Below are 24,824 nucleotides of genomic sequence, written 5' to 3' on the forward strand. Positions count from 1 at the left end.
ATGACCGAAATCCGCCATATCGTCTTCGACATCGGCAAGGTGCTTATCCATTACGATCCGGACATTCCATTCAGCCGCCTGATCCCCGATGCCGAGGAGCGGCGGTGGTTCTTCGACAATGTCTGCACAAGCGCCTGGAACATCGAGCAGGACCGTGGCCGGACCTGGGAAGAAGCCGAGTCGTTGCTGATCGCCGAGCATCCCGCCCATGCCGAGAACATCCGCAACTTCCGCCGCCACTGGCACGATATGGTGCCGCATGCCTATGACGACAGCGTCGCGCTGCTCGAGGGCCTGATCGATGACGGCCGCGACGTGACCCTGCTCACCAACTGGGCGTCGGACACATTCCGCGAGGCTCGCGCCCGTTTTCCGTTCCTTGAAAAGCCGCGCGGCATCACGGTCTCCGGCGACATCGGCCTGATCAAGCCGGACCGCGCCATCTACGACCATCACGTCGCTTCGTTCGGGCTCGATCCGGCGGCTTCGCTATTCATCGACGACAGCCAGAAGAATGTCGACGGCGCCAAGGCCGCCGGCTGGCAGGCGGTGCTGTTCACCGACGCCGAGACGCTTAAAGCAGACCTTGAGCGGCTGGGGATTGCTGCCTGATCTGAATCGCTTGCGGCGATCCGTTGATGTTTTGGTTCAGCTTCAGGCGAATCAGCCCCCTGCCCGCTCCATGCCGAGGCGGGCGATGCGGCGCAGCTCGTCGATCGGGGTCAAGCCGCCGCTGCGCTCATAGTGCCAGAAGGTCCAGCCATTGCAGGCATCCAGCCCCTGCACCTCGGCGCCGATCTTGTGGATGGAGCCGGCGCTGTCGCCGATGGCCAGCGTGCCGTCGGCGCGCACTTTGGCCGCCCAGCGCTTCTTGGCGTCGTAGAGCGTGGCGCCCGGGGCCACCAGGCCATTGTCGAGCAGGCTGATGAAGGCGACGCGCGGTTCGGCGCGCTTGCCGGACAGCACGGTGAGATCGGCGCTTTCCAGGGGCCGTACCGCGGCGATGCGCTCATTGGCGGCATCGATATAGGCTTGCTCGCGCTCGATGCCGACAAAGTGGCGGCCCAGGCGCTTGGCGACGGCGCCGGTGGTGCCGGAACCGAAGAAGGGATCGAGCACGACGTCGCCCGGCTTGGTCGAGGCCATCATGATGCGGGCAAGCAAGGCCTCCGGCTTCTGCGTCGGATGCAGCTTGTTGCCGTTCTCGTCCTTGAGCCGCTCGCCGCCGGTGCAGATCGGGAACAGCCAGTCGGAGCGCATCTGCAGGTCGTCGTTCGAGGCCTTCAGCGCTTCGTAGTTGAAAGTATAGCCCTTGGCCTTCTGGTCTCGCGAGGCCCAGATCATCGTCTCATGCGCGTTCTGGAAGCGCCGGCCACGGAAATTCGGCATCGGGTTGGTCTTGCGCCAGACGATGTCGTTCAGGATCCAGAAGCCGAGATCCTGCATGCGGGCGCCGACGCGGAAGATGTTGTGATAGGAGCCGATGACCCAGATGGTGCCGCTGGGCTTCAGCACGCGCCGCGCCGCGAGCAGCCAGGCACGGGTAAAGGCGTCATAAGCCTCGAAACTCTCGAATTGATCCCAGTCGTCGTCGACGGCGTCGACCTTGGACTGGTCGGGCCGGTGCAGGTCGCCGTCGAGCTGCAGATTATAGGGCGGGTCGGCGAAGATGATGTCGATCGACTTTTCCGGCAGGCGGTCAAGCGCGGCGACGCAATCGCCTTTCAGGATGGTATCCAGCCATTCGGACCGCTGGGGAGCGTGGGAAAGCTCGTCGAGAAGACGCATGGCAGACATCAAAACACCCAAAGCACGCGTTACGGTTTACTGACTGTTATGGTTACCGATCAGCGTAAACATTCAGTGAAGGCTGCAGACGCTTGCTCGGTTTGCGAAGAGCGGCCCGTTGGTGTATGCCGCACCGCTTGGGCCAGCCATGCCACGCTCCCCTTCTCAACGTCCGGATTGCCATGCCCCAGCCAGACCTTGTCATCTTCGATTGCGACGGCGTGCTCGTCGATTCCGAAATCATCGCCGCGCGCGTCGATGCCGAGCTTCTGACGTCGGCCGGATTCGAGATTTCGGCCGAGGAGCTTGCCGAGACCTATGCCGGCCTGACCTTCAAGGACATCATGTTGCGGGTCGAGGAGAAGTCGCGGATCCCATTCCAGGCCTCGCTGATCGACCGCGAGGAGGAACTCGTCGACCGCAAGCTGCGCGCAGACATTCGCATCATCGACGGCGCTCGCGAGGCGGTGGCGGCCGTAACCGCGCCGCGCGCCGTCTGCTCCAATTCACGCACTGAGCGGGTCGAATTCATGCTGGAGAAGGTGCGGCTGCTGCCGTTCTTCGCCGGCCGCATCTTTTCGGGCCTCGATATTCCCAGCAAGAAGACCAAGCCGGCGCCGGACGTGTTCCTCTACGCCGCCGAAAAGCTCGGCGCCAACCCGAAAAACACTTTCGTGATCGAGGATTCCGTGCACGGCATCGCCGGCGCCAGGGCCGCCGGCATGCGTGTCATCGGCTTCACCGGCGCCGGGCACAGCTATCCGGGCCATGCCGATGCGCTGACCGAGGCCGGCGCCGAAACGGTCATCCGGCGCTGGGCGGAGCTCAACAGCACGATCGCGGCGCTGTCGGAGTGGTCGGAAGACGCCTAGAAACCCAAGGGATCCGGCTAGCAGCGCGTCGTCAGCGTCGACAGCTGGTCTGTGTCGTAGCGGTTTCGCAGATCGGCGAGCGCTTTCGGATCCGGCGCGCCCTGCGCCGTGAGTTCGGCAAGCTCTTCGAAGTAATGTTCGTGACCGGGCGGAGAGACGGTCATCAGCACGCGCGCCGGCTTCTCGCTGACATTCGTGATGTTGTGCGGCATTCCCGGCGGGATGAACAGAAAGGTGCCGGGCGTTGCCCGAATCGTCCTGTCGCCAACATGCCATTCACATTCGCCCTCGAGCAGATAAAAGGTCTCTTCCTGCACCCGGTGAACGTGCCGCCCGGTGGCGAATTCCGGCGGGATCGTCCAGTCGAACATGCTGGTGTGCCTGGTATTTTCATCGGTAACGAGGAAAGCCATTGGATGGCCACGCAACATGACGCCCTTCTTCTCGTCGGGCATGCGGATGACGGCATCAGCGCTCATTTTATCCTCCTCTGACAGGGCGCTTGATTGCGGCAAGCGTTCGCGCAACATCGGCTGCTCACACCGGAAAGTCGTGAATCCGTTGCCAAAAATTTGCTAAAAGACTCCAATGACAGCCAGGGGCGACGCCTACCAGTTCGGCCCGTTCCGCCTCGATCCCGAGGTGGGCATTCTCTTTTACGGCGCCGAGCCGACCATGCTCGGGCGGCGCGCCGTGGCGCTGCTGCGGCTGCTGATCCAGAATGCGGGCCAACCCGTATCGAAGGACGCGCTGATCGATGCCGGCTGGGGCGGATCGGCGGTTGCCGATAACAATCTGACGGTTCAGATTGCAGCCTTGCGCCGGACTCTGGCCGACGCCGCGAATGTCGCGAGTTGGATCGAGACTTTGCCGCGCCGCGGCTATCGCTATGTCGGACCGGCCGTCGCCACCAATGTTCCCGACACCTCGGCCACCACCCGCGCCGCGTCGGCACCGAGCTTGCCTGAGAAGCCCTCGATCGCGGTCCTGCCGTTCTCGAATTTGAGCGGCGACCCGCAGCAGGAGTATTTTGCCGATGGGATGGTGGACGACATCATCACAGGCCTGGCGCGCATCAAATGGCTGTTCGTCATCGCGCGAAACTCGACCTTCAGCTACAAGGGTCGCGCCATCGACGTGAAGCAGGTCGGCCGCGAGCTTGGCGTTCGCTATGTCCTCGAAGGCAGCGTGCGCAAGGCCGGCGGCAGCGTTCGTGTTACCGCGCAGATGATCGATGCATCGACCGGCGCTCATGTCTGGGCCGAGCGCTACGATCGCAGCTCCGAAGACATCTTTGCGCTCCAAGACGAGATCGCACTGGCAGCAGTAGGAGCGATTGCGCCGAGCGTGCGGAAAGCCGAAATCGAACGAGTCAAGCGCAAGCGCCCCGACAGTCTCGATGCCTACGATCTCGTGCTGCAGGCCCAGCCTGACGTGGATTCAGGCATGCCGGATCAGGTGACCAGGGCGCTGGTGCTTCTCGAGCGTGCGCTCGCGCTCGAACCGGCCTATGCGCTGGCGCATGGCAATGCCGCGATGTGCCATCATTGCCTGTTCCTTCGCGCCGGCCTGCAGGAGATCAACCGTGCGTCTTCGATCCGCCACGCGCGTTCGGCCATCGTCCACGGGCAGGATGATGCGCTCGCCCTCACATGGGCGGGCTTTTCCATCGGAATGGATGCGCATGATCGCGCCGGCGCATTCGCGGCATTGGAAGCTGCGCTTGCCATCAGCCCGTCGTCGGCGCTGACCTACATCCTCGGCAGCGTCATGCTCGGATGGAGCGGTGAAGCAGAGCGCGCAATAGAGTGGAGCGAGCAGGGAATACGGCTGAGCCCGTTCGATTCCTGGGCCTGGGCCGCATTTGACGCGCAGGCGATGAGCCATTTGCTGCGCGGCCGTTACGAAGAGGCTTGCCGTGCCGCCTACAAATCCGTCCAAGCCAATCCGGCGCACAGCATCACCTATGTGCAATTGGCCGCCGCGCTGGCCAAGCTTGGCCGATTGGACGAAGCGAGGGCGGCCGCCGCCCGCGTGATCGAGCTTCAGCCTGGCTTTCGCTACAGCCGCCAGTTTGCAGGCGTGAATTGCGCGCCAGCGCTCGCGCAGGCTCTTGGCAGCGCATTACGGGCAGCCGGATTACCTGAATAGACGACGAACACGTCTGTTTCGTTTGGCCAGCGAGACGCCGTCGTTGTTTCCTGCCCTTGCTCAGTTGGTCGCCGGAGCGCGCTTCTTCCTCTTGCCTTTCGGCTTGTCCGCCGAAGCGACCGGCGTGTTCTCGTCATAGCCGGCATAGGCCTGGTAGTCGCGCGCGGTCGGCTCCGGCACCACGACATTGCTGTTGACGAAGACGAATTGGGTAGCGGCCGATGGGTCGGTAACCTGCACCTGGTACGGATGCAGCTGCGAATAAAGCACCTCGTCGCCATGCTGAACCGCGATGCGGATCGGCATGGTGACGGTGCCGGGCGCGAACATCGGCCCCGGCACGATCTTGCCGGCGACGGCTATCTTCATCGACATCTGGCCGTTGGCATGGGTGCAATCGCGCGTCACGTCGGTGATCGACGCCTGATAGATAATCTTCGACGGATCGTGAGCGGGATCGATCGGCTGGCCGTTGGGTCCGGTCTGTGCGGCCGCGGCGGCTGCCTCGGCCTCGGCCGCGGCGTCAACCTTCTTTTTCTTGGGCTTCGCCGTCGTGCCCTTGGCATAGGTGTTGAAATAGGCAGTGCCGTCGCGCAGCGTCACCTTCGGACAATAGGCTCGCAGCTGGCTGGCAAGGATCTTGGGATCCTGCGGCGGCGGCGGCGCGACGGGATCCTTCTTGGTTAGACCAAAGTTAAGAATACCATTGTCGCTCGATTGGCAGCCGGCGGCGGCAAGCATAAAGCCGGTGAGCGCCAGACCCGCGACAAAACGACGGTTGACCGAATAAAACGCCATGAAACTGCACTTCCCTCTCACAAAGCCGGTGACGTATAGCAACCGCGCGGCAAAAATGCGACTGAGCGGGCTCGGAAAATTAACCAATTGCCGTGGATGACGCGACCGGCAGCAATGGGCCTTTGACGATGCAATATGTGAGTACCCGCGGGGATGCGCCCGCGCTTGGATTTTCCGACGCTGTGCTGGCCGGCCTGGCGCGCGACGGCGGGCTCTACGTGCCGCGCGAGTGGCCACAGTTTTCGGCCGCCGACATCCGCGCCATGCGCGGCCTTGCCTATCCGGACCTTGCCATCCGCGTGCTGACGCCGTTCCTCGGCGGCGAGATCGCGGCGCCCGTCTTCGAGCGGCTGGTGCGCGAGGCCTATGCGACTTTCCGGCACGAGGCCGTCTGCCCGCTGGTGCAGACCGGGAAAAACACCTTCATCCTCGAGCTGTTCCACGGCCCGACGCTGGCCTTCAAGGACGTGGCGATGCAGTTGCTGGCGCGGCTGATGGATCATGTGCTTTCGGAACGGGGCAAACGCGCCACCATCGTCGGCGCGACCTCGGGCGACACCGGGGGTGCCGCGATCGATGCGTTCGCCGGCCGCGACCGCACCGACATCTTCATCCTGTTCCCGCACGGCAAGGTATCGCCGGTGCAGCAGCGCCAGATGACGACGTCGAGCGCGGCAAACGTCCATGCGCTGTCGGTCGAAGGCAATTTCGACGACTGCCAGGGCCTGGTTAAGGACATGTTCAACGACCACGCCTTTCGCGACAGGGTGTCGCTGTCGGGTGTGAATTCGATCAACTGGGCCCGCATCATGGCCCAGATCGTCTATTACTTCTCGTCGGCCCTGTCGCTCGGTGCGCCCGACAGGCCGGTCTCCTTCACCGTGCCGACGGGCAATTTCGGCGATATTTTCGCCGGCTACGCCGCCAAGCGCATGGGCCTGCCGATCGAGCGGCTGATTATCGCCACCAACGACAACGACATCCTGGCGCGGACGCTGGCGAGCGGCGAATACCGCACCAAGGGCGTGTTCGCCACGACCTCGCCGTCGATGGACATCCAGGTGTCGTCGAATTTCGAGCGGCTGCTGTTCGAGGCCGCAGGCCGCAATGCCGAGACCGTGCGGCGCTATATGAACGGCCTGAAGCAGTCGGGCGCCTTCACCATCGAGGAGGGCGAGCTCAAGCGCATCCGGGCCGAATTCGACGCCGGCCGCGCTAGCGTCGACGAGGTCGCCGCCACCATCCGCGCGACGCTCGAGGCGAGCAACTACCTGCTCGATCCGCATACGGCCGCCGCCGTCCGTGTCGCCGCCGCCCAGGACTCCGGCGCGGTGCCCATGGTGGTGCTCGGCACCGCGCATCCGGCGAAATTCCCGGCGGCGGTCGAGGCCGCGAGCGGCATCACCCCTGCCCTGCCCGCATGGTTAGGCGGCTTGATGACAGCCGACGAAAAATACACGATACTTCCATCCGACTTGAAAATGGTGGAAGATTACGTGGACCGCCACTCGCGGGCGGCGCGTTAGGGAGTACTTGCCATATGGGTGTTGAGGTAAGCCGTCTGTCGAACGGCCTGACAGTCGCCACCGAAACCCTTCCAAGCATCGAATCGGTTGCCCTTGGTGTCTGGGTCAAGTCAGGCGCCCGCAACGAGCGCGACGAAGAGCATGGCATGGCTCATCTGCTCGAGCACATGGCGTTCAAGGGCACGAAGCGCCGCAGCGCCTTCGAGATCGCCTCGGAAATCGAGAATGTCGGCGGCGAGATCAACGCCGCCACCAGCGTCGAGACGACCTCCTACTACGCCAGGGTGCTTTCCGACGACGTGCCGCTGGCGGTCGATATCCTGGCCGATATCCTGCAGGAATCCGAATTCGATCCCGACGAGCTGGAGCGCGAGCAGCATGTGATCCTGCAGGAGATCGGCGCCGCGCACGACACGCCCGACGACATCGTCTTCGACCGCTTCACCGAAACGGCTTTCCGTCATCAGACCATCGGCCGCTCGATCCTCGGCACGCCGGAGACGGTCAAATCCTTCACTTCCAAACAGCTGCACAGCTTCATCGAGCGCCAATATGACGCGGAGCGGATGGTCGTCGTGGCCGCCGGCGACGTCAAGCACGACAATTTCGTGCGCGAGGTCGAGAAGCGGCTTGGCGGCTTCCGTGCCAAGGCGGCGGGCAATATCCCGCAATATGCGCAATATGTCGGCGGCGACTTCCGCGAGGACCGCGACCTGATGGATGCGCAGATCGTGCTCGGCTTCGAAGGCCGCGCCTATCATGTGCGCGATTTCTACGCCTCGCAGGTGCTGTCGATGATCCTGGGCGGCGGCATGTCGTCGCGGCTGTTCCAGGAGGTGCGCGAGAAGCGCGGCCTCTGCTACTCGGTCTATGCCTTCCACTGGGGTTTTTCCGACACCGGCATCTTCGGCGTGCACGCCGCCACCGGGCAGAGCGACATCGCCAAGCTGGTGCCGGTGATCATCGGCGAATTGCAGAAGGCCGGCGAGAGCATCCAGCAGGACGAGCTCGACCGGGCGCGGGCGCAATATCGCGCCGGCCTGATCATGTCGGCCGAAAGTCCAGCGAGCCGCGCCTCGCAGATTGCCCGGCAACTGCTGTTGTTCGGACGACCGATCGCCAAAGAGGAATTGATGGAGCGGCTTTCGGCGCTGACCGTCGAGCGGCTGACCGATCTCTCCTCGCGGCTGTTCTCGACTAAGCCGACGCTTACCGCGGTCGGTCCCGTGGGCACGCTGGCGCCTTACGAGGCGATCCTCGAATCGCTTGCGGGCCCGCAGACGACGGCCCGCCGGCTCGCCGTCTGATCTTCGACCAAAACCGTGTTCGCGCTCCCTTTCTTTCGCCGCGACCTGCCGGCACTGAAGGGCGACAAGGTCACGCTGCGCGTGCCCTTGACCAACGACTATCGCGAATGGTCGGCGGTGCGCGGCGAAAGCCGCGCCTTCCTCGAACCCTGGGAGCCGCGCTGGCAGCCGGACGAGCTCGACCGCAATGCCTGGCGCCTGCGCATCAGCCGCTACCGCGAGGATTATGCCCAGGGCACGGCCATCGCCTTCTTCATCTTCGAAAAATCGAGCGGCAAGCTCGCCGGCGGCATCACGCTCGGCAACATCCGCCACGGCGTCGCGCAGAGCGGCCATATCGGCTACTGGATCGGTGAACGCTTCGGCGGCCGCGGCATGATGACAGAAGCGGTCAAGCTGGTGTCGCGCTTCGCCTTCGATACGCTGCGGTTGCACCGGATCGAAGCTGCCTGTATTCCCGAAAATGCCCGGTCGATCCGTGTGCTTGAAAAAGCCGGATTCCGGCGCGAAGGACTTCTGCGATCCTATCTCAGGATCAACGGCATCTGGCAGGATCACTACCTCTACGCCCGGATCGCGGACGATCCGCCGGGCGATGGAACGAAGGGCTGATTGTGACGAATTTTCCGCGATTAGCGTCGCTGTTCGCCCTCATCATGACGGTCGTCACGCTTTTTTCGGCCATGCCGGCTTTTGCCGTCGAGCCGATCAAGATCGCGCGCGACGACAAGGCGCTGGACCTGTCGCGCGCCGTGGAAATCTACCGGAACCAGGGTGAGAATTTCCAGGTCTCGACGGCGCCCGGCCCCGACGGCATCGTGCGGCGCATCGAGGTGGAAGCCAATGACGCGCGCTCGAGCGGCGACTGGGCCGTCTTCGCGCTCGCCAACACCACCGACCAGCAGCTCGACCGGCTGATCGTCGCGCCGCATTTCCGCCTGGTGAATTCCGGCATCTTCTGGCCCGACCTCGGCTCGACGCGCATCGCCGCCATCACGCCCAGCGAGGGCTTCGCGCTCGACCGCCAGACAAGCCCCGACGCCGACGTGTTCCGGGTGACGCTGAACCCCGGAACGGTGGTGACCTTCATCGCCGAGCTCGCCTCGCCGAAACTGCCGCAGGTCTATCTCTGGGAGCCGGATTCCTACAAGGACTCGGTCAACTCCTACACGCTGTTCCGCGGCATCGTCATCGGCATTTCGGGCCTTCTTGCGCTGTTCCTGACGATCCTGTTCGTGGTCAAGGGAACCTCGATGTTCCCGGCGACCGCGGCGCTCGCCTGGGCGGTGCTGGCCTATATCTGCGTCGACTTCGGCTTCCTCAACAAGATCATCGAGATATCGCCCGGCAACGAGCAGATCTGGCGGGCCGGCACGGAGGTGGCCTTGGCCGGAACCTTCGTGGTGTTCCTGTTCGCCTATCTCAACCTCAACCGGTGGCATGGTCATTTCAGCTACGGCGCGCTGGTCTGGATCCTCGGGCTCTTGTTGATCGCGGGGGTGGCCATCGTCGATCCGGCGGTCGCCGCCGGCGTTGCCCGCATCTCGTTCGCCGCCACCGCGCTAACGGGCCTCGGCCTCATCATCTTCCTCGGCATCCGCGGCTATGACCGCGCGATCATGCTGGTGCCGAGCTGGGTGATGGTGTTGCTATGGCTATGCGGATCGTGGATGGCGATCACCGGCATGCTGGACAACGACATCGCCCAGCCGGCGCTGGGCGGCGGGCTGATCCTGATCATCCTCTTGATCGGCTTCACGGTCATGCAGCACGCCTTTGCCGGCGGCGCGCTGCATCAGGGCCTGTTCTCCGACCTGGAGCGGCAGGCGCTCGCCGTCGCCGGCTCGGGCGACATCGTCTGGGATTGGGACGTGCTGCGCGACCGGGTGGTGACCAAGCCCGACATCAGCCTGCAGCTCGGCCTTGCGCCCAACAGCCTTGGGGGTGCGGCCCGCAACTGGCTGCCGGTGCTGCATGCCGACGACCGCGACACATTCCGCACCACGCTCGACGTGGTGCTGGAGCATAGGCGCGGCAAGGTAGCGCAGAACTTCCGCCTGCGCGGCGCCGACGGCCATTACCATTGGTTCTCGCTGCGCGCCCGCCCGGTGATCGGCTCCGACGGCGAGGTGATCCGCTGCGTCGGCACCATGATCGACGTCACCGAGCAGAAGAAATCCGAGGAAAGGCTGCTGCACGACGCCGTGCATGACAATTTGACCGGCCTGCCGAACCGCGAATTGTTCATGAACCGGCTGGAAGCGATCATCTCGATCGCCCGCACCGAGGAGAAGGTGCGCCCGACGGTCTTCATCATCGACATCGATCGCTTCAAGCAGGTCAATGACGGCCTTGGCATCTCCGCCGGCGACACCATTCTGCTCACTGTCGCGCGCCGGCTGCACCGGCTGCTCAAGCCGAAGGATTCGCTGTCGCGCTTTGCCGGCGACCAGTTCGCGCTGATGCTGCTTTCGGAACAGGACCCGGCCCGCATCGCTGCCATGGCGGACGCCATCAAGCACGCGATCAACAATCCGATCACCTTCGCCAAGCGAGAAATCGTGCTCACCGCATCGATCGGCCTGATCACCTGGACGACGGCGCAGACTTCGGCCGAGGACATGGTCAAGGACGCCGAGCTTGCCATGCACCAGGCCAAGCGTTTCGGCGGCGACAGGATCGAGCCCTTCCGTCCCGCCTTCCGCACCGTCGGCACCGACCGGCTGCAGTTCGAATCCGACCTTCGCCGCGCTATCGAGCGGCGCGAGTTCACGCTTGCCTACCAGCCGATCGTGCGGCTGGAGGATGGCAGCGTCGCCGGCTTCGAGGCGCTGCTGCGCTGGGACCATCCGCGCCGCGGCATGATCCCGCCGGGGGACTTCATTCCGGTCGCCGAGAATTGCGGGCTGATCGTGCAGCTCGGCCTGTTCGCCATGCAGCAGGCGGCCGAGGACCTCGCGACCTGGCAGAAGCAGATCGGCGACGCGCCGCTGTCGGTGTCGGTCAACCTGTCCAGCCGCCAGCTCATCCGCCGCGACCTGGTCAGCGACGTCCGCTCGGTCATAGCGCGCGCCAATCTGAAACCGCGCTGCTTCCGGCTGGAGCTCACCGAGTCCCTGGTGATGGACAATCCCGAGCAGACCGCGCATGTGCTGACCAAGCTGAAGCAGCTCGGCATCGGATTGTCGCTCGACGATTTCGGCACCGGCTATTCCTCGCTCTCCTACCTGACGCGCTTCCCCTTCGACACCATCAAGATCGACAAGAGCTTCGTCGACGACGCCACGCCGAAGCGTGCCGTGCTGCTCAAATCGATGGTCAACATGGCGCATGAGCTGGGGCTTTCGGTCGTGGCGGAAGGCATTTCGGATGAAAGCGACGCGCTGGAGCTGCGCCAGATGGGCTGCGAATATGTGCAGAGCTTCATGTTCGGCGCGCCGATGCCCGGCGACCAGGTGCTGAAGACGCTGAGGGAGCAGTATCCGCTGACCCAGGCTTAGAGGCCGTTTGGAAACTCTGCTCCTGCGGCCATCTGGATGCGCTTTCTGCGCTTCCGGTGCTCACGTGCGTTAAGCACGCTCCGCTCCGGTTCTCGAAATCACCACCATATGGCTGGCATGAGCGAGTTTCGAAACGGCCTCTGCGTCTGCTCGGGTAGGCTAAGCGTGCCCGGCGGCGGCGCTCAGATGGGCGAGGTCGATGCCGATCGAGGCAAGGATACGGTCGTATTTGCGCTCGATATCGGTGTCGAAGAGAAGCTCCGGCGTCGCCGGACAGGTGAGCCAGCCATTCTCGGAGATCTCCGTTTCGAGCTGGCCGGCGCCCCAGCCGGAATAGCCGAGCGCCATGAGGGCATGGCGCGGGCCGCGGCCGGTCGAGATGGCGCGCAGAATATCGACGGTTGCCGTCAGGCAGATATCGTCGGAGACGTTGAGCGAGGATTCCACGCGATAGTCGCCCGAATGCAGCACGAAGCCGCGGCTGCGATCGACGGGCCCGCCGTTGCGCACGACGAAATCGCGCGTATGCGCCGGCAGGCGGATCGCTTCCTGCTCGTTCATGATGCCGAGTTGCACAAGCAGGTCCGGAAACAGCATCTGCTGCGTCTGATTGATGATCAGTCCCATCGCGCCCTCGTCGCTATGGGCGCAGATGTAGATGACGGAGCGCGCGAAACGGTCGTCCTTCATGCCGGGCATGGCAATCAGGAACTGATCGTCGAGGAAACCGCGTCCGGCGGCCGACTTCTTGTGGCGCAGCAAGTCCATGGCCTCAGCGTAACGCGTTTCGGCAGCGCCGAAAAGATGGTGCCAGTCCCCGATGTCACGCAAATATGATACCGGGAGAGCGATGAAGTCATTGCGCGGCCAAGAACGGACGGTCAAATCACCGCATGCGATACATGAAATTACTGGTTCTCGGCGTCGTTTTCGGGTGGGCTACAAGCCTACCGGCTGAGGCCTCCTCCTCGAACTGGTACAACAGTGAAGGCGGCAAGGTTCGGCTGGTGACCACCGGCAAGCCCGACCAGGTCGGCAAGATCCACGGCGTGCTCGACATCGCGTTGAAGCCCGGCTGGAAAACCTATTGGCGCGATCCAGGCGACGCCGGCGTGCCGCCGCAACTCGACATATCGGGCAGCACCAATGTCGCCGACGCGCAATTGTCGTTCCCGCCGCCGCAGCGGCATGACGACGGCTATGGCAAATGGGCCGGCTACGATCGTCCGGTGTCGCTGCCGGTGACGTTCACGCTGTCTTCGCCCGACCAGCCGGCGACCATCGATGCCAATATCTTCCTCGGCATCTGCGAGACGATCTGCATTCCAGTGCAGACCCGGCTCAGCGTCGATCCCGGGTCCGACCCCGATAACGCGACCGACGCGGCTCTGGTGAAAACCGCACTTGCGACGCTGCCCTCCCCGGCCCGGTCCGATTTCGGCATCAGCGTGCTGTCCAGCGACCATGAGACCCTTGTCGTCCAGGCGCAGTCGCCCGGCGATCCGCAATCCGTCGATCTCTTCATCGCCGGCGAGCGCGACTACATGTTCGGCGCGCCGGTGCGCAGTCAGAAGGATGGCAAGCTCGTCTTCACCGTGCCGATCCTCGACCGGCCGTCGGCGGCGCCGACCGATGGCGGGCTGTATTACACGCTGACCAGTGCCGAAGGTTCGGTGGACGGGCTGCTGCCTTTCCCTTGATCCAGGGTCTTTCTGAGCCGCAATTCCGGACGGAAAACCGCTGCACACTTTTCCTGGAATTGCTCTGAAGAGTTGCCGGAGCCCGCGCAGTCCGATATCGAAGGCATCGATCCTTCCCATCCCCCAAGCGAGGCACCCCATGACCATTGCGGTTGGCGAAAAACTGCCCGAAGCGACCTTCAAGACCATGACCGCGGACGGCGCAAAGTCGATCACCGGCGATGAGATCTTCGCCGGCAAGAAAGTCGTGCTGTTCGGCGTTCCCGGCGCCTTCACGCCGACCTGCAGCAACAACCACCTGCCTGGTTATCTGGAGAATCATGACGCCATCCTGGCCCGCGGCGTCGACACGATCGCCCTCGTCTCGGTCAACGACGTGCATGTCATGGGCGCTTGGGCGCGGTTCACCGGCGGCGAAGGCAAGATCCTCTATCTCGCCGACGGCAGCGGCGATTTCGCCAAATCGGTGGGACTCGACAACGATCTTTCCGGGGCCGGCATGGGCCTGCGTTCGAAGCGCTTTTCAATGATCGTCGACGACGGCAAGGTCGTGGCGCTCAATGTCGAGACCAAGCCGGGCGTCGACGAGAGTGGCGCGGCAAAAATCCTCGAGCAGCTCTAGATCAGGTCAGGTTTCGTTGGCCCCATGATCTTGTCCGAAAACCAGTTCCACTTCTTGCGTTCGCTGACCTTCGGTTCAGGATCATGCTCTGATGTTTGACACCGTCTGGCGCGCAGTGGCGATCGGCATCGGCGCCACAGTATTCATGGATGTCTGGGCGATCCTCCTCAACAAGGCGTTCGGCCTGCCATTGCCCAACTGGGGCATGGTCGGACGCTGGGTGCGGCATCTGCCGAAGAGGGTTTTTCACGACGATATCGGCAAGGCGGCACCTTATGCGCATGAAAAGGCGCTCGGCTGGGCATTCCACTACCTCGTCGGCATTCTCTACGGCGTGATCCTTGTCGTGCTCGCCGGCGCGGGCTGGCTGGCGGCACCGACATTCCTGCCGGCCTTCATCCTCGGCATCGTCACGGTTGGGGCCGGCTGGTTCCTCCTGGCGCCGGGCATGGGCGCCGGCTGGGCGGCGTCCAAGCTTCCCAATCCGATGAAGGTGCGCGCGCTCAACCTCCTGGCGCACACGGTGTTCGCGCTCGGCATGTTCTCGACGGCGCTGCTGATCCGCTGACGATCAAATGCCGCTATGCGGCGCCAGTTCGTCGATGGGGCGCCAGCCGTGCAGGATGCGGCGAGCCTCAATGTCATAGGCGAAGTAATTGCCGCCGCCCGCCGGCTGATCCGCGACACGACTGATTTGGCGGGAATCGAGCAGAAGCAGCAGAAGTGTCCCCACGCCTCCATGGCCAATGAAAGCCAAGTTGCCGGTGAGGCCGGTGCCAAGCACGGCGTCGACTTCGTCCATGATGCGCTGCTGTGCGTCTATCGCCCTTTCCCATCCGCGGATGCTGTCATGCGGCCTGGCGAAGAACTCGTCGGCAACCGCTTCGAATTCCGGCGGCGGCAGGAAGCCCGTCGCCGACCGGTCGTTCTCGTGCATCCGCTCCCGCACCTCGACCTCAAGATGAAGGTGCTTCGCCAGGATTTTCGCAGTTTCGACCGCCTTGCGTTCAGCGGACGACACGATGCGCCCAATCGAGCCGATCCAGGGCTGATCGAGCATCGCAACAGCCCTTGCCCGGCCGATGTCAGACAGCCCCCATTCCGGCACCGGAATGTTGGCGTCGATCCGAACCTGCGGATGGGTAATGTAATAGGCGATCGGCAAGGCAAACTTTCTCCGATCAGATGCGGGCTCGATGGCCGATCAGTAGCTCTGGGTCGAGCGTCGCGCCTTCGCAACCGCCGGCCGCTTCGGCTGCGCTGCGGGCTGCGCCGCCAAAACAGGCTTCACCGGGGCCTTCTTGAACGGCGCCATGCCCTGCCGGGCCAGTTCGTCAGCGCGCTCGTTCTCCGGGTGGCCGGCATGGCCCTTAACCCAGTGCCAGACGACCTTGTGACGCCGGTTGGCCTCATCGAGCGCCTGCCAGAGCTCGCCATTCTTGACCGGCTTCCTGTCGCCGGTCTTCCAGCCGTTCTTCTTCCAGCCGTGGATCCATTTGGAGATGCCGTCCATGACGTATTTGCTGTCGGTGTAGAGGTCGACCGCGCAAGGCTCCTTCAGCGCGTTGAGCGCGGTGATGGCGGCCAGCAGCTCCATGCGGTTGTTGGTGGTCTCGGCCTCGCCGCCGGACAGCTCCTTGGTGACGCCGTTGTAGCGAAGCACTGCGCCCCAGCCGCCCGGCCCGGGATTGCCCGAGCAGGCGCCGTCGGTGAAGATCTCGATCTGCTTGTTCATGTCAGCCCGTATTCGGATGGCGACTTGATGGCGCGATGGAAGCGCATGCGGCGGATATATTCGGTCGGATCGCGCTTCATCACCAGCCCGCCATCCGGAATGGTCAGCCAGTCATAGAGGCGGGTCAGCATGAAGCGCAGCGCCGAGCCGCGCGCCAGCATCGGCAGCGCCGCCTTCTCGTCGCCCTGAAGCGGCCGCACCGACTGGTAGCCGGCCAGCAGCGCCGCCCCCTTGGTCAGGTTGAAGGAAAAATCCTTCTCGAAGCACCAGGCGTTGAGGCAGGTGGCGACATCATAGGCGTAGAGGTCGTCGCAGGCGAAATAGAAGTCGATCAGTCCCGAAAGCTTCTCGCCGAGGAAGAAGACGTTGTCCGGGAACAGATCGGCATGGATGATGCCCTTAGGGAGGCCGGTGGGCCAATTGCGCTCGAAATCGGCGAAATCGGCATCGACCTCGGCCGCCAAGCCGGGCTCGACCTCGTCGGCGCGCTCGCGCGAGGCCGCCCAGAGCTTGCGCCAGCCGTCGATCGCCAGCGCATTCGGCCTTCGCATCTGAAAATCCTGGCCGGCGAGATGCAGGCCGGCGAGCGCCTTGCCGACTTCGCCGCAATGCGCGGCCGTCGGCCGCCTGAGCGACAGGCCTTCGAGGAAGGTGATGATGACGGCGGGCCGGCCGGCCAGCGTGCCGATGACGCTGCCGTCATGCGCGGTGACCGGCAGCGGGCAGGAAATGCCTTTCCTGGCGAGATGGCCCATCAGGCCGAGAAAGAACGGCAGGTCGGCCTTGTCGACCCGCTTCTCGTAGAGCGTCAGGATGTAGGAGCCGGTCGAGGCGTGGACCAGGAAATTGGAATTCTCGGTGCCTTCGGCGATGCCTTTGTAGGAGAGCAGCTCACCCACCGGATAGGCCTTGAGGAATGCGGTCAGCTCGCCTTCGTTGACGTCGGTGTAGACGGCCATCCGGTTTCACGCCGCTCCATTGACGAAGGCCATGTCGGCCGCCGTCAGTTCGACATCGCGCAAAACCCGCATCACCGGAAAATCCTCCGTTTCCGTGGCCGTGACGGCCAGATCGATGGTGACGTCGAAGCGTTGCCGGAACGCGTCGATGATCTCGTCGACGATGATTTCCGGCGCCGAGGCGCCGGCCGACAGGCCGAGCGTCCTGATCCCGGCGATCTCATCCCACGGAATTTCAGCGGCGCGCTGCACGAGAAGCGACATTGTGGCGCCGGCGCGCTCCGCCACTTCGACAAGGCGACGCGAATTGGACGAATTGGGAGCGCCGACGATAAGGAAAAGATCGGCGCCGGCCGCTGTCTCCTTCACCGCTTCCTGGCGGTTTGTGGTGGCGTAGCAGATCGATTCGGCCGCGGCCGCATGCAGTTCGGGAAACCGCTCCTGGAGCGCCCGGATGATGCCGGCGGTGTCCTCGACCGACAAGGTCGTCTGGGTGACGAAGCCCAGCGCCGAAGCGTCGACGGGCACGAAACGCGCGGCGTCGGCCTCGGTCTCGATCAGTGTCACCGCGCCTTCCGGCAATTGTCCCATCGTGCCGATCACCTCCGGGTGGCCGGCATGGCCGATCAGGAGTACGTGGCGACCGAGACGCTGGTGGCGCATCGCCTGCTTGTGCACCTTGGAGACGAGCGGGCACGTGGCGTCGAGGTAAAAGAGATTGCGCGCCTGCGCGTCCGCCGGCACCGATTTCGGCACGCCATGCGCGGAAAAGACCACGGGCGACTGGCGATGCTCCGGCGGAATCTCGGACAGTTCCTCGATGAAGACGGCGCCCAGGCTCTGCAGCCCTTCGACGACGTAGCGGTTGTGCACGATCTCGTGGCGGACATAGACCGGCGCGCCATATTTCTTCAGCGCCAGCACGACGATCTGGATGGCGCGGTCGACACCGGCGCAGAAGCCGCGCGGCTGGCAGAGCCTGATCGTCAGCGGTGGCTTTTTCTGGGTCATGAATGCAAGGCCGATTCAGTCGGAACCAAGAACATGATGCCGAAAAGTGTGAAGCGGTTTTCGGACGACATCATGCTCTATCTGTTTGATTAGGCGAAATGATGTGCGCACCCCTGCCCTGTCAAGAGCGAGGACGCTCACTGCTCCTTCGCCGGGCGGCGCAACCTCAGGATCAGCACGGCTGCAAGGGCGACGGCCAGCCCGTACCACGTGACGGCATATTGCAAATGGTTGTTCGGCAGGTCGATGATGGTGACGCCACCGACCGGCAGGCCGCCAGGATTCGGCGTCTTGTCGGCATCGACGAAGAACGGCACCAGCACGAACCCGGCAGGCAGACCGGCGGTCGCCGCCATGACGTCGCGGTCCTTCCAATAGAAGATGTTCTTGGCGACGTCATTGTCGGGAAGCATCATCGACGGCTTTGCAGGCAGCGGATTGCGGGCGAGTCCGGTCACCGTCACCTTGCCGGCGACTTCGCCCTGCCGGCGCTTGGAGGGATCCTTGAGGTCATATGGAACGAAGCCGCGGTTGACGAGCACGAAGCGGCCGTCCTCGAGCTGCAGGGGCGTGTAGACGTTGAAGCCGCTGTCGCCTTGCCAAGTGGAAAAGAAGTGCCGCTCGCCCTGATGCAAGAAAGTGCCTGTTACCGTCACGGGCGTGTAGTCGACATCGTGGGAGGCGGCGAACTCCTTCTCGACGTCCGCCAGAGCCAGCGGTGCGGAATGGGTGCGCTTGTCAATGGTCGCGAGCAGGCCTTCCTTCCAGTGCAGGCGCTGGACCTGCCAGGTGCCGAGCCCGATCAAGACGGCGAACAGAACAAGGCCGAGGCCAAGCAGCAACGCTGTGCGCTGCCGCGAAGGGCCGCCAACCAAATCGGTCGTCTCGCTCATTCGTTGGAATCCAGCCTGCCTTCAGCAGCCTTCTTGGAGTACTGCAAGGTGATCAGCACGCCCTTGATGAGGCGCAGCGCCGTCAGGCACAGCACCAGGGCGAGCGGTATCCACAACATAAAGTGCAGCCAGAGCGGCGGACTGAACGTCACCTCCATCCACAATGCGAGGCCAACGACGACGAAGCCGATGATCAGGATGACGAACACGGCCGGCCCGTCGCCCGCATCGGCGAAGGAATAGTCGAGTCCGCAATTATAGCAGCGCTTGCCGACGGTGAGGAAACCCGAGAACAGCTTGCCTTCGCCGCAGCGCGGACAGTGGCCATGCAGGCCGGCCGAGATCGGATCGATAGGTGGCCAGATCGCCTTGTCTTCGCTCATGTTCCCACCCTAGACCTTTTTGCCCCAAAGAATAAGGCGGCCACGTCGCCGCAGCCGCCCCTTGGGATTCCTAAACCAGTCGGTTTAATGGCCTTCGATCAGTGCGCCGTTGGAGGCCCAGACATAGATGGCGCTGAACAGGAACAGCCAGACCACGTCGACGAAGTGCCAGTACCAGGCGGCCGCCTCGAAGCCGAAATGCTGCTTCGGGGTGAAGTCGCCGCGCCACGCGCGGATCAGGCAGACCAGCAGGAAGATGGTGCCGATGATGACGTGGAAGCCGTGGAAGCCGGTCGCCATGAAGAAGGTGGCGCCGTAGATCGAATCCCTGAAGCCGAACGGAGCGTGCATGTACTCGTAGGCCTGCACCATGGTGAACAGCATGCCGAGGCCGACGGTCAGCACCAGGCCGTTGATCAGGCCCTTGCGGTCGCCATGCAGAAGCGCGTGGTGCGCCCAGGTCACCGTCGTGCCCGACAGAAGCAGGATGATGGTGTTGTAGAGCGGCAAATGGAAGGGATCGAGGACTTCAAGCCCCTTCGGCGGCCACACGCCGCCGGTGAAGGCGGTGCGGGCATACTGGTTCGCCTCGCCGGGGAAGAGACTTGCGTCGAAGAAGGCCCAGAACCAGGCGACGAAGAACATCACCTCGGAGGCGATGAACATGATCATGCCATAGCGCAGGTGCAGCGAAACGACGCGCGTGTGGTGACCCTCATGCGCTTCCTTGATGGTGTCCGACCACCAGGCGAACATCGTGTAGAGCACGATGATCATCCCGATGAAAAACAGCCACGGATTGGCGATGTTGTGGCCGAAGACCGGGAAGTTGCCGCCCTTCAGATACTGCATCAGGCAGACGCCGCCGATGGCGGTGACCAGCGCGCCGATCGAGCCCAGGAAAGGCCAGGGGCTCGGGTTGACGAGATGGTAGTCGTGTTGTGGTTTTGCGTGCGCGTCTGCCATATCAACCCCCGAGGCTTGCGTCGGAATCTGGAACTTTGTTGCTGCTGCCAGCGGCCGGCGCCGAGGAGGCGACCGGCTGTTTGTTTTCGACCGGGAACATCGTGTAGGACAGGGTGATGGTCTTCAAGTCCTTGAGTTCCGGCACGTTGACGATGTCTGGATCGACATAGAACACGACCGGCATGTCCAGCGTCTCGCCGGGTTTCAGCGTCGTGTCGGTGAAGCAGAAGCACTCCACCTTGTTGAAATAGGCGCCGGCCATTTCCGGCTGCACGTTGAACGAGGCGCGGCCGGTAATGGTGCGGTCGAACTTGTTGGTGGCGCTGTAATGCGCCTGCGCCGTCGCGCCGATCTTGATCGTCACCGAGCGGGCGACAGGCTCGAACTGCCATGGAATGCCGTTGGTGTTGGCATCGAAGCGGATGGTGATATCGCGGTCGAGCACGCGGCCGGCATATTGCTTCTCGGCGCGCTGCGTGGTCCCGCCATAGCCGGTGACCTGGCAGAACATCTTGTAGAGCGGCACCGCCGCATAGGCCATGCCGACCATGCCGGTGAAGAAGGCGAGGCAGACGGCGGCGACGATGCCGTTGTTCACCTTGCGGGGCTTGCTGCTGGCCTCGCCGCCCATCAGCCGCCTCCCAGCAGGCCGGAGCCGGTGATGCTGGCTCCGCTGTGACCGAAGCGCACGATGGTGGCGGCATAGAAGACGACGACCAGCGCTGCCAGCGCAAGACCGATGGCGATGGAGCGGTTGCGGCGGGCCTTCTGCTGGCGTTCGGTCAGCGTGACCAGTTCGAGTTTCTTGTCAGCCACGATCATGCTCCCCCCATCATGAGGGCGCGCCCGACCACGCAATCGACGAGATAGGCGGCAAAGATAGCGAAGAGATAGAGCAGCGAATAGCCGAACAGGGCCTTGGCCGGCTTCATCGCGCGATCGTCGTCGGCCATGGCAAGCACTTTCCAGGCATACCAGACGAAGCCTGCGCCGAGGGCCGCCGAGACGACGCCGTAGCCGGCCGTGGTGTAGCCGAGCGCCCAGGGCAGCACCCCGACCGGCGCCAGGATCAGCGCATAGGCAAAGATCTGCCTACGGGTCGAGGCATGGCCGGCGACGTTCGGCATCATCGGGATGCCGGCGCGGGCGTAGTCGTCGGATTTGAAGAGAGCCAGCGCCCAGAAATGCGGCGGCGTCCACAGGAAGATGATCAGGAACAGGATCACGCTTTCGAGGCTGACCGAGCCGGTCACGGCGGCCCAGCCGATTACCGGCGGGATGGCGCCGGCGGCGCCGCCGATGACAATGTTCTGCGGCGTCCAGCGCTTCAGCCACATGGTGTAGATGACGGCGTAGAAGAAGATGGTGAAGGCGAGAAGCGATGCCGACAGCCAGTTGACCAGCACGCCGAGCGTCATCACCGATAGCACCGACAGCACAAGGCCAAAGCTCAACGCCTCGCCTGGGGTGACGCGACCGGACGGCACCGGGCGGCCGGCGGTCCTCGTCATCACGGCGTCGATGTCGGCGTCGTACCACATGTTGAGCGCGCCGGAAGCACCGGCGCCAATGGCGATTGCGAGGATAGCGATCACCGCCATGAGCGGATTGATGGCGACGGGCGCCGCGATCATGCCGACAAACGCCGTGAAGACGACCAGCGACATGACACGCGGCTTCAGGAGGGCGAAGAAATCGCCTGCGGTCGCTTCCGACATGCGAAAACCCGCTTCCTCCATCAATCTGTCTTCGGCAAGGGCCATGCGTACTTAAAGTCCATCATTCCGTTGGCCAAGACCGCCGGGCAAGCCGGCGGCCTCGTATGCGTCGGGACGCTGCCTACCTGATCTTCGGCAGCTGTTCCCACTGGTGGAACGGCGGCGGCGAAGGCAGCTGCCATTCGAGCGTGGTGGCGCCCTCGCCCCACGGGTTGGCGCCGGCGACGCGCTTCTTCTGGAAGGCCTCGAACACGCCGTAGAGGAAGATCGCAACGCCGACGGCCGCGATGTAGGAGCCGTAGGACGAAACCATGTTCCAGCCGGCGAACGCGTCCGGATAGTCGACGGTGCGGCGCGGCATGCCGGCGAGGCCGAGGAAGTGCTGCGGGAAGAAGATCAGGTTGACGCCGACGAAGGTCACCCAGAAGTGGGTGTTGGCGATAACCGGCGAGTACATGTAGCCGGTCATCTTCGGGAACCAGTAGTACCAGCCGGCGAAGATGGCGAACACCGCGCCCAGCGACAGCACGTAGTGGAAGTGGGCGATCACGAAATAGGTGTCGTGCAGCGAGCGGTCGAGACCGGCATTGGCCAGCTGAACGCCGGTGACGCCACCGATGGTGAACAGGAAGATGAAGCCCAGCGCCCACAGCATTGGCGGCTTGAAGGAGATCGAGCCGCCCCACATGGTGGCGATCCAGGAGAAGATCTTCACGCCGGTCGGCACCGCGATGACCATGGTGGCAAACACGAAGTAACGCTGCGTGTCGAGCGACAGGCCGGTCGTGTACATGTGGTGCGCCCAGACGATGAAGCCGACGGCGCCGATCGCGACCATGGCGTAGGCCATGCCGAGATAGCCGAACACCGGCTTCTTCGAGAAGGTCGAGACGATATGGCTGATGATGCCGAAGCCCGGCAGGATCAGGATGTACACCTCGGGATGGCCGAAGAACCAGAACAGATGCTGGAAGAGGATCGGGTCACCGCCCTGATCCGGCACGAAGAAAGCGGTGCCGAAATTGCGATCGGTGAGCAGCATGGTGATGGCGCCCGCCAGGACCGGCAGCGACAGAAGCAGCAGGAAGGCGGTGATCAGCACCGCCCAGGCAAACAGCGGCATCTTGTGCAGCGTCATGCCGGGAGCGCGCATGTTGAAGATGGTGGTGATGAAGTTGATGGCGCCGAGGATCGACGACGCGCCGGCGATATGGATCGACAGGATCGCCAGGTCCATCGCCGGGCCGGGCTGGCCGGATGTCGAGAGCGGCGGATAGATGGTCCAGCCGCCGCCGACGCCGAAGGCGCCTGGCGCGCTTGGCACGAACATCGAGGAGAGCAGCAGGATGAAGGCAGGCGGCAGCAGCCAGAACGAAATGTTGTTCATGCGCGGGAAGGCCATGTCCGGCGCGCCGATCATGATCGGCACCATCCAGTTGGCGAAGCCGCCGATGAGCGCCGGCATGACCATGAAGAAGATCATGATCAGGCCGTGCGCGGCGCCGAAGGCGTTGTACATGCTCTTGCCGCCGTCGATGGCGGCGTCGCCCTGCATGCCGTAGACCATCTGCGCCAGGCCGCTGAAGATCTGGATGCCCGGCTCCTGCAGCTCCATGCGGATGGCGACCGAGAGCGCGGCGCCGATGATGCCGGCCATGATCGCGAAGATCAGGTAGAGCGTGCCGATGTCCTTGTGGTTGGTCGAGTAGACCCAGCGGACCCAGCCATGCGGCCTGTGGTCGCCGTGATCGTGAGCTGCAGCCTCTGCCATGTTCCGCTCCGTTCCCTAAATCTTGCTAACCCGCGGCATCAGTTGCCGGCGGCCGCTACCTTGTTGGTACCATCGATCTCGGCCATCAGCGCCTTGTTGGCGGCGGGCACGTCGGTCTTGGCCGTATCCAGCCAGGTCTTGAACTGCGCATCGGACACCACGCGCACCGCGATCGGCATGAAGGCATGGTCCTTGCCGCAGAGCTGCGAGCACTGGCCGTAGTAGAGGCCTTCCTTCTCCGCCTTGAACCAGGTCTCGTTGGTGCGGCCGGGGACGGCATCCATCTTGATGCCGAAGGACGGCACAGCGAAGGAGTGGATGACGTCGGTGGCGGTGATCAGCACGCGGGTCATGGTGTTGACCGGCACGACCAGCTCGTTGTCGACCGCCAGCAGACGCGGATAGCGGGCGCGATCTTCCTTGCCCGCCTTGGCCCGGTCGGCATCCTGAAGAACCGCCGAGTTGAAGGAGAAGGTCTTGTCGACCTGGTACTCGTAATCCCAGTTCCACTGGTTGCCGGTCGCCTTGACGGTGAGCTTGGCTTCTTCCGGCGGCGTGTATTGAGCGGTGAGCAGCTGGAAGGAGGGAATGGCGATGAGCAGAAGCACGATCACCGGCCCGACGGTCCAGATCACCTCGATCAGCGTGTTGTGGCTGGTCCTGGACGGCACTGGATTGGCGCTTGCGCGGAACCTAACGATGCAGACCAGCAGAAGCACCAGCACGAGGATGGTGATCGGGACGATGAACCACATGGTGTAGTTCCCAAACCGCTCGATCTGCCGCATCATGTCGGTCGCGGGCGCCTGGAAGGTCATCTCCCATTCCCGCGGCTGGTCGGCGCGAGCCGCCGCACCGGAGAAGAGCACGGCCGAAGCTGCCGTACCTGCCAAGAATTCAGCGCTTGCCAGGAATTTCCTCATCGCCCTCTCGTCTCCCACTTCCCGCGATCTGGTCGCACCAATAACGGACGACACCGGAATTGGGAATCCCGGGCTGTCCCGAGGCTGGTTCAAACCATACTCTATTTCCCTCCGCAAGAAAGGAGCGGAGGAAACCGTGCGGCATTTTTGCGCGCAAGCCGAAGGCTGCGTTCGGCGCCCGCCATGCTATATGCGCGACGG

26 protein-coding genes are annotated in these 24,824 nt (G+C 63.7%); 10 read left to right on the forward strand and 16 right to left on the reverse strand.

Going from position 1 to position 24,824, the window contains the following annotated elements; genetic code table 11:
- Nucleotides 1-612, forward strand: coding sequence for an HAD family hydrolase (locus tag LB552_RS10600; protein ID WP_224526337.1), 612 nt, complete (start codon nucleotides 1-3; stop codon nucleotides 610-612).
- Nucleotides 613-663: 51 nt separating this feature from the next.
- Here LB552_RS10600 and LB552_RS10605 read toward each other — a convergent pair whose 3' ends face one another.
- The gene (locus tag LB552_RS10605) at nucleotides 664-1,797 is read right to left on the reverse strand and encodes a site-specific DNA-methyltransferase (RefSeq protein ID WP_224605052.1); all 1,134 of its coding nucleotides are present in this window, start codon (nucleotides 1,795-1,797) and stop codon (nucleotides 664-666) included.
- A gap of 173 nt (nucleotides 1,798-1,970) precedes the next feature.
- Here LB552_RS10605 and LB552_RS10610 point away from each other — a divergent pair, with 173 nt between their 5' ends.
- Entirely contained in the window at nucleotides 1,971-2,660 is a 690-nt protein-coding gene (locus tag LB552_RS10610) for an HAD family hydrolase (protein ID WP_224605057.1), read from the forward strand.
- A 17-nt stretch (nucleotides 2,661-2,677) separates the two neighbouring features.
- On the opposite strand, the gene LB552_RS10615 is transcribed toward LB552_RS10610, so the two are convergent.
- Nucleotides 2,678-3,139 carry a cupin domain-containing protein gene (locus tag LB552_RS10615; protein WP_224605950.1) on the reverse strand — a complete coding sequence of 154 codons (462 nt, stop codon included), beginning with the start codon at nucleotides 3,137-3,139 and terminating at the stop codon, nucleotides 2,678-2,680.
- A gap of 109 nt (nucleotides 3,140-3,248) precedes the next feature.
- On the opposite strand from LB552_RS10615, the gene LB552_RS10620 reads away from it, so the two are divergent.
- On the forward strand, nucleotides 3,249-4,811 hold the full coding sequence (locus LB552_RS10620) for a winged helix-turn-helix domain-containing tetratricopeptide repeat protein (protein ID WP_224605060.1): 1,563 nt from the start codon (nucleotides 3,249-3,251) through the stop codon (nucleotides 4,809-4,811).
- 60 nt (nucleotides 4,812-4,871) lie between these two features.
- On the opposite strand, the gene LB552_RS10625 is transcribed toward LB552_RS10620, so the two are convergent.
- Complete coding sequence (locus LB552_RS10625) at nucleotides 4,872-5,609, reverse strand: hypothetical protein (RefSeq protein WP_224605062.1); 738 nt, start codon at nucleotides 5,607-5,609, stop codon at nucleotides 4,872-4,874.
- 128 nt (nucleotides 5,610-5,737) lie between these two features.
- Between LB552_RS10625 and thrC the strand changes: the two genes are divergently transcribed.
- The 4 genes from thrC to LB552_RS10645 are packed head-to-tail and all read left to right on the forward strand — an operon-like array spanning nucleotide 5,738 to nucleotide 11,942.
- Nucleotides 5,738-7,135, forward strand: coding sequence for a threonine synthase (gene thrC, locus LB552_RS10630; protein ID WP_224605066.1), 1,398 nt, complete (start codon nucleotides 5,738-5,740; stop codon nucleotides 7,133-7,135).
- A gap of 14 nt (nucleotides 7,136-7,149) precedes the next feature.
- Nucleotides 7,150-8,442: a M16 family metallopeptidase gene (locus LB552_RS10635; protein WP_095766779.1), complete on the forward strand. Its 1,293-nt coding sequence runs from the start codon at nucleotides 7,150-7,152 to the stop codon at nucleotides 8,440-8,442.
- Between the two features lie 15 nt (nucleotides 8,443-8,457).
- Nucleotides 8,458-9,054, forward strand: coding sequence for a GNAT family N-acetyltransferase (locus LB552_RS10640; RefSeq protein ID WP_140541542.1), 597 nt, complete (start codon nucleotides 8,458-8,460; stop codon nucleotides 9,052-9,054).
- Between the two features lie 2 nt (nucleotides 9,055-9,056).
- Nucleotides 9,057-11,942 carry an EAL domain-containing protein gene (locus tag LB552_RS10645; protein ID WP_224605069.1) on the forward strand — a complete coding sequence of 962 codons (2,886 nt, stop codon included), beginning with the start codon at nucleotides 9,057-9,059 and terminating at the stop codon, nucleotides 11,940-11,942.
- A gap of 159 nt (nucleotides 11,943-12,101) precedes the next feature.
- Here LB552_RS10645 and LB552_RS10650 read toward each other — a convergent pair whose 3' ends face one another.
- Nucleotides 12,102-12,710 carry a YqgE/AlgH family protein gene (locus LB552_RS10650; RefSeq protein ID WP_095767156.1) on the reverse strand — a complete coding sequence of 203 codons (609 nt, stop codon included), beginning with the start codon at nucleotides 12,708-12,710 and terminating at the stop codon, nucleotides 12,102-12,104.
- A gap of 125 nt (nucleotides 12,711-12,835) precedes the next feature.
- Between LB552_RS10650 and LB552_RS10655 the strand changes: the two genes are divergently transcribed.
- The 3 genes from LB552_RS10655 (at nucleotide 12,836) to LB552_RS10665 (ending at nucleotide 14,832) form a co-directional block, all read left to right on the forward strand.
- Nucleotides 12,836-13,642 (forward strand): protein-disulfide reductase DsbD domain-containing protein, encoded by an 807-nt coding sequence (locus tag LB552_RS10655; protein WP_318012028.1) that lies wholly within the window; start codon nucleotides 12,836-12,838, stop codon nucleotides 13,640-13,642.
- Between the two features lie 139 nt (nucleotides 13,643-13,781).
- Entirely contained in the window at nucleotides 13,782-14,264 is a 483-nt protein-coding gene (locus tag LB552_RS10660) for a peroxiredoxin (protein WP_224605073.1), read from the forward strand.
- 91 nt (nucleotides 14,265-14,355) lie between these two features.
- The gene (locus LB552_RS10665) at nucleotides 14,356-14,832 is read left to right on the forward strand and encodes a DUF2938 domain-containing protein (protein WP_224605076.1); all 477 of its coding nucleotides are present in this window, start codon (nucleotides 14,356-14,358) and stop codon (nucleotides 14,830-14,832) included.
- A gap of 3 nt (nucleotides 14,833-14,835) precedes the next feature.
- Here LB552_RS10665 and LB552_RS10670 read toward each other — a convergent pair whose 3' ends face one another.
- The 12 genes from LB552_RS10670 to coxB form a co-directional block, all read right to left on the reverse strand.
- Nucleotides 14,836-15,429, reverse strand: a complete 594-nt coding sequence (locus LB552_RS10670) for a histidine phosphatase family protein (RefSeq protein ID WP_224545850.1) — start codon at nucleotides 15,427-15,429, stop codon at nucleotides 14,836-14,838.
- Nucleotides 15,430-15,468: 39 nt separating this feature from the next.
- Nucleotides 15,469-15,999 carry a ribonuclease HI gene (rnhA, locus tag LB552_RS10675; RefSeq protein WP_224605079.1) on the reverse strand — a complete coding sequence of 177 codons (531 nt, stop codon included), beginning with the start codon at nucleotides 15,997-15,999 and terminating at the stop codon, nucleotides 15,469-15,471.
- Nucleotides 15,996-16,958, reverse strand: coding sequence for a homoserine kinase (locus tag LB552_RS10680; protein WP_224605082.1), 963 nt, complete (start codon nucleotides 16,956-16,958; stop codon nucleotides 15,996-15,998). The genes rnhA and LB552_RS10680 overlap by 4 nt, the downstream gene beginning before the upstream one ends.
- Before the next feature lie 6 nt (nucleotides 16,959-16,964).
- Nucleotides 16,965-17,969, reverse strand: coding sequence for a 4-hydroxy-3-methylbut-2-enyl diphosphate reductase (ispH, locus tag LB552_RS10685; protein WP_140541535.1), 1,005 nt, complete (start codon nucleotides 17,967-17,969; stop codon nucleotides 16,965-16,967).
- A gap of 137 nt (nucleotides 17,970-18,106) precedes the next feature.
- A complete protein-coding gene (locus LB552_RS10690) occupies nucleotides 18,107-18,862 on the reverse strand; it encodes an SURF1 family protein (protein WP_224605085.1) in 756 nt (251 codons plus the stop codon).
- On the reverse strand, nucleotides 18,859-19,245 hold the full coding sequence (locus tag LB552_RS10695; RefSeq protein WP_224605088.1) for a DUF983 domain-containing protein: 387 nt from the start codon (nucleotides 19,243-19,245) through the stop codon (nucleotides 18,859-18,861). Before LB552_RS10695 ends, LB552_RS10690 begins: the two co-directional genes overlap by 4 nt.
- 84 nt (nucleotides 19,246-19,329) lie before the next feature.
- Nucleotides 19,330-20,211, reverse strand: a complete 882-nt coding sequence (locus LB552_RS10700; protein ID WP_224545856.1) for a cytochrome c oxidase subunit 3 — start codon at nucleotides 20,209-20,211, stop codon at nucleotides 19,330-19,332.
- A 1-nt stretch (nucleotide 20,212) separates the two neighbouring features.
- Nucleotides 20,213-20,842 (reverse strand): cytochrome c oxidase assembly protein, encoded by a 630-nt coding sequence (locus tag LB552_RS10705; RefSeq protein WP_095766766.1) that lies wholly within the window; start codon nucleotides 20,840-20,842, stop codon nucleotides 20,213-20,215.
- Nucleotides 20,842-21,033, reverse strand: a complete 192-nt coding sequence (locus tag LB552_RS10710; protein WP_140541531.1) for a hypothetical protein — start codon at nucleotides 21,031-21,033, stop codon at nucleotides 20,842-20,844. The genes LB552_RS10705 and LB552_RS10710 overlap by 1 nt, the downstream gene beginning before the upstream one ends.
- The gene (locus LB552_RS10715; RefSeq protein ID WP_224605091.1) at nucleotides 21,030-21,974 is read right to left on the reverse strand and encodes a heme o synthase; all 945 of its coding nucleotides are present in this window, start codon (nucleotides 21,972-21,974) and stop codon (nucleotides 21,030-21,032) included. The genes LB552_RS10710 and LB552_RS10715 overlap by 4 nt, the downstream gene beginning before the upstream one ends.
- A gap of 76 nt (nucleotides 21,975-22,050) precedes the next feature.
- Entirely contained in the window at nucleotides 22,051-23,700 is a 1,650-nt protein-coding gene (ctaD, locus tag LB552_RS10720) for a cytochrome c oxidase subunit I (RefSeq protein ID WP_095766763.1), read from the reverse strand.
- A gap of 38 nt (nucleotides 23,701-23,738) precedes the next feature.
- A complete protein-coding gene (gene coxB / locus LB552_RS10725; RefSeq protein ID WP_411965842.1) occupies nucleotides 23,739-24,740 on the reverse strand; it encodes a cytochrome c oxidase subunit II in 1,002 nt (333 codons plus the stop codon).
- Nucleotides 24,741-24,824: the final 84 nt, after the last annotated feature.

Origin of the sequence: Mesorhizobium sp. CA7 (assembly GCF_020165015.1) — a bacterium.
Lineage (GTDB): Bacteria > Pseudomonadota > Alphaproteobacteria > Rhizobiales > Rhizobiaceae > Mesorhizobium.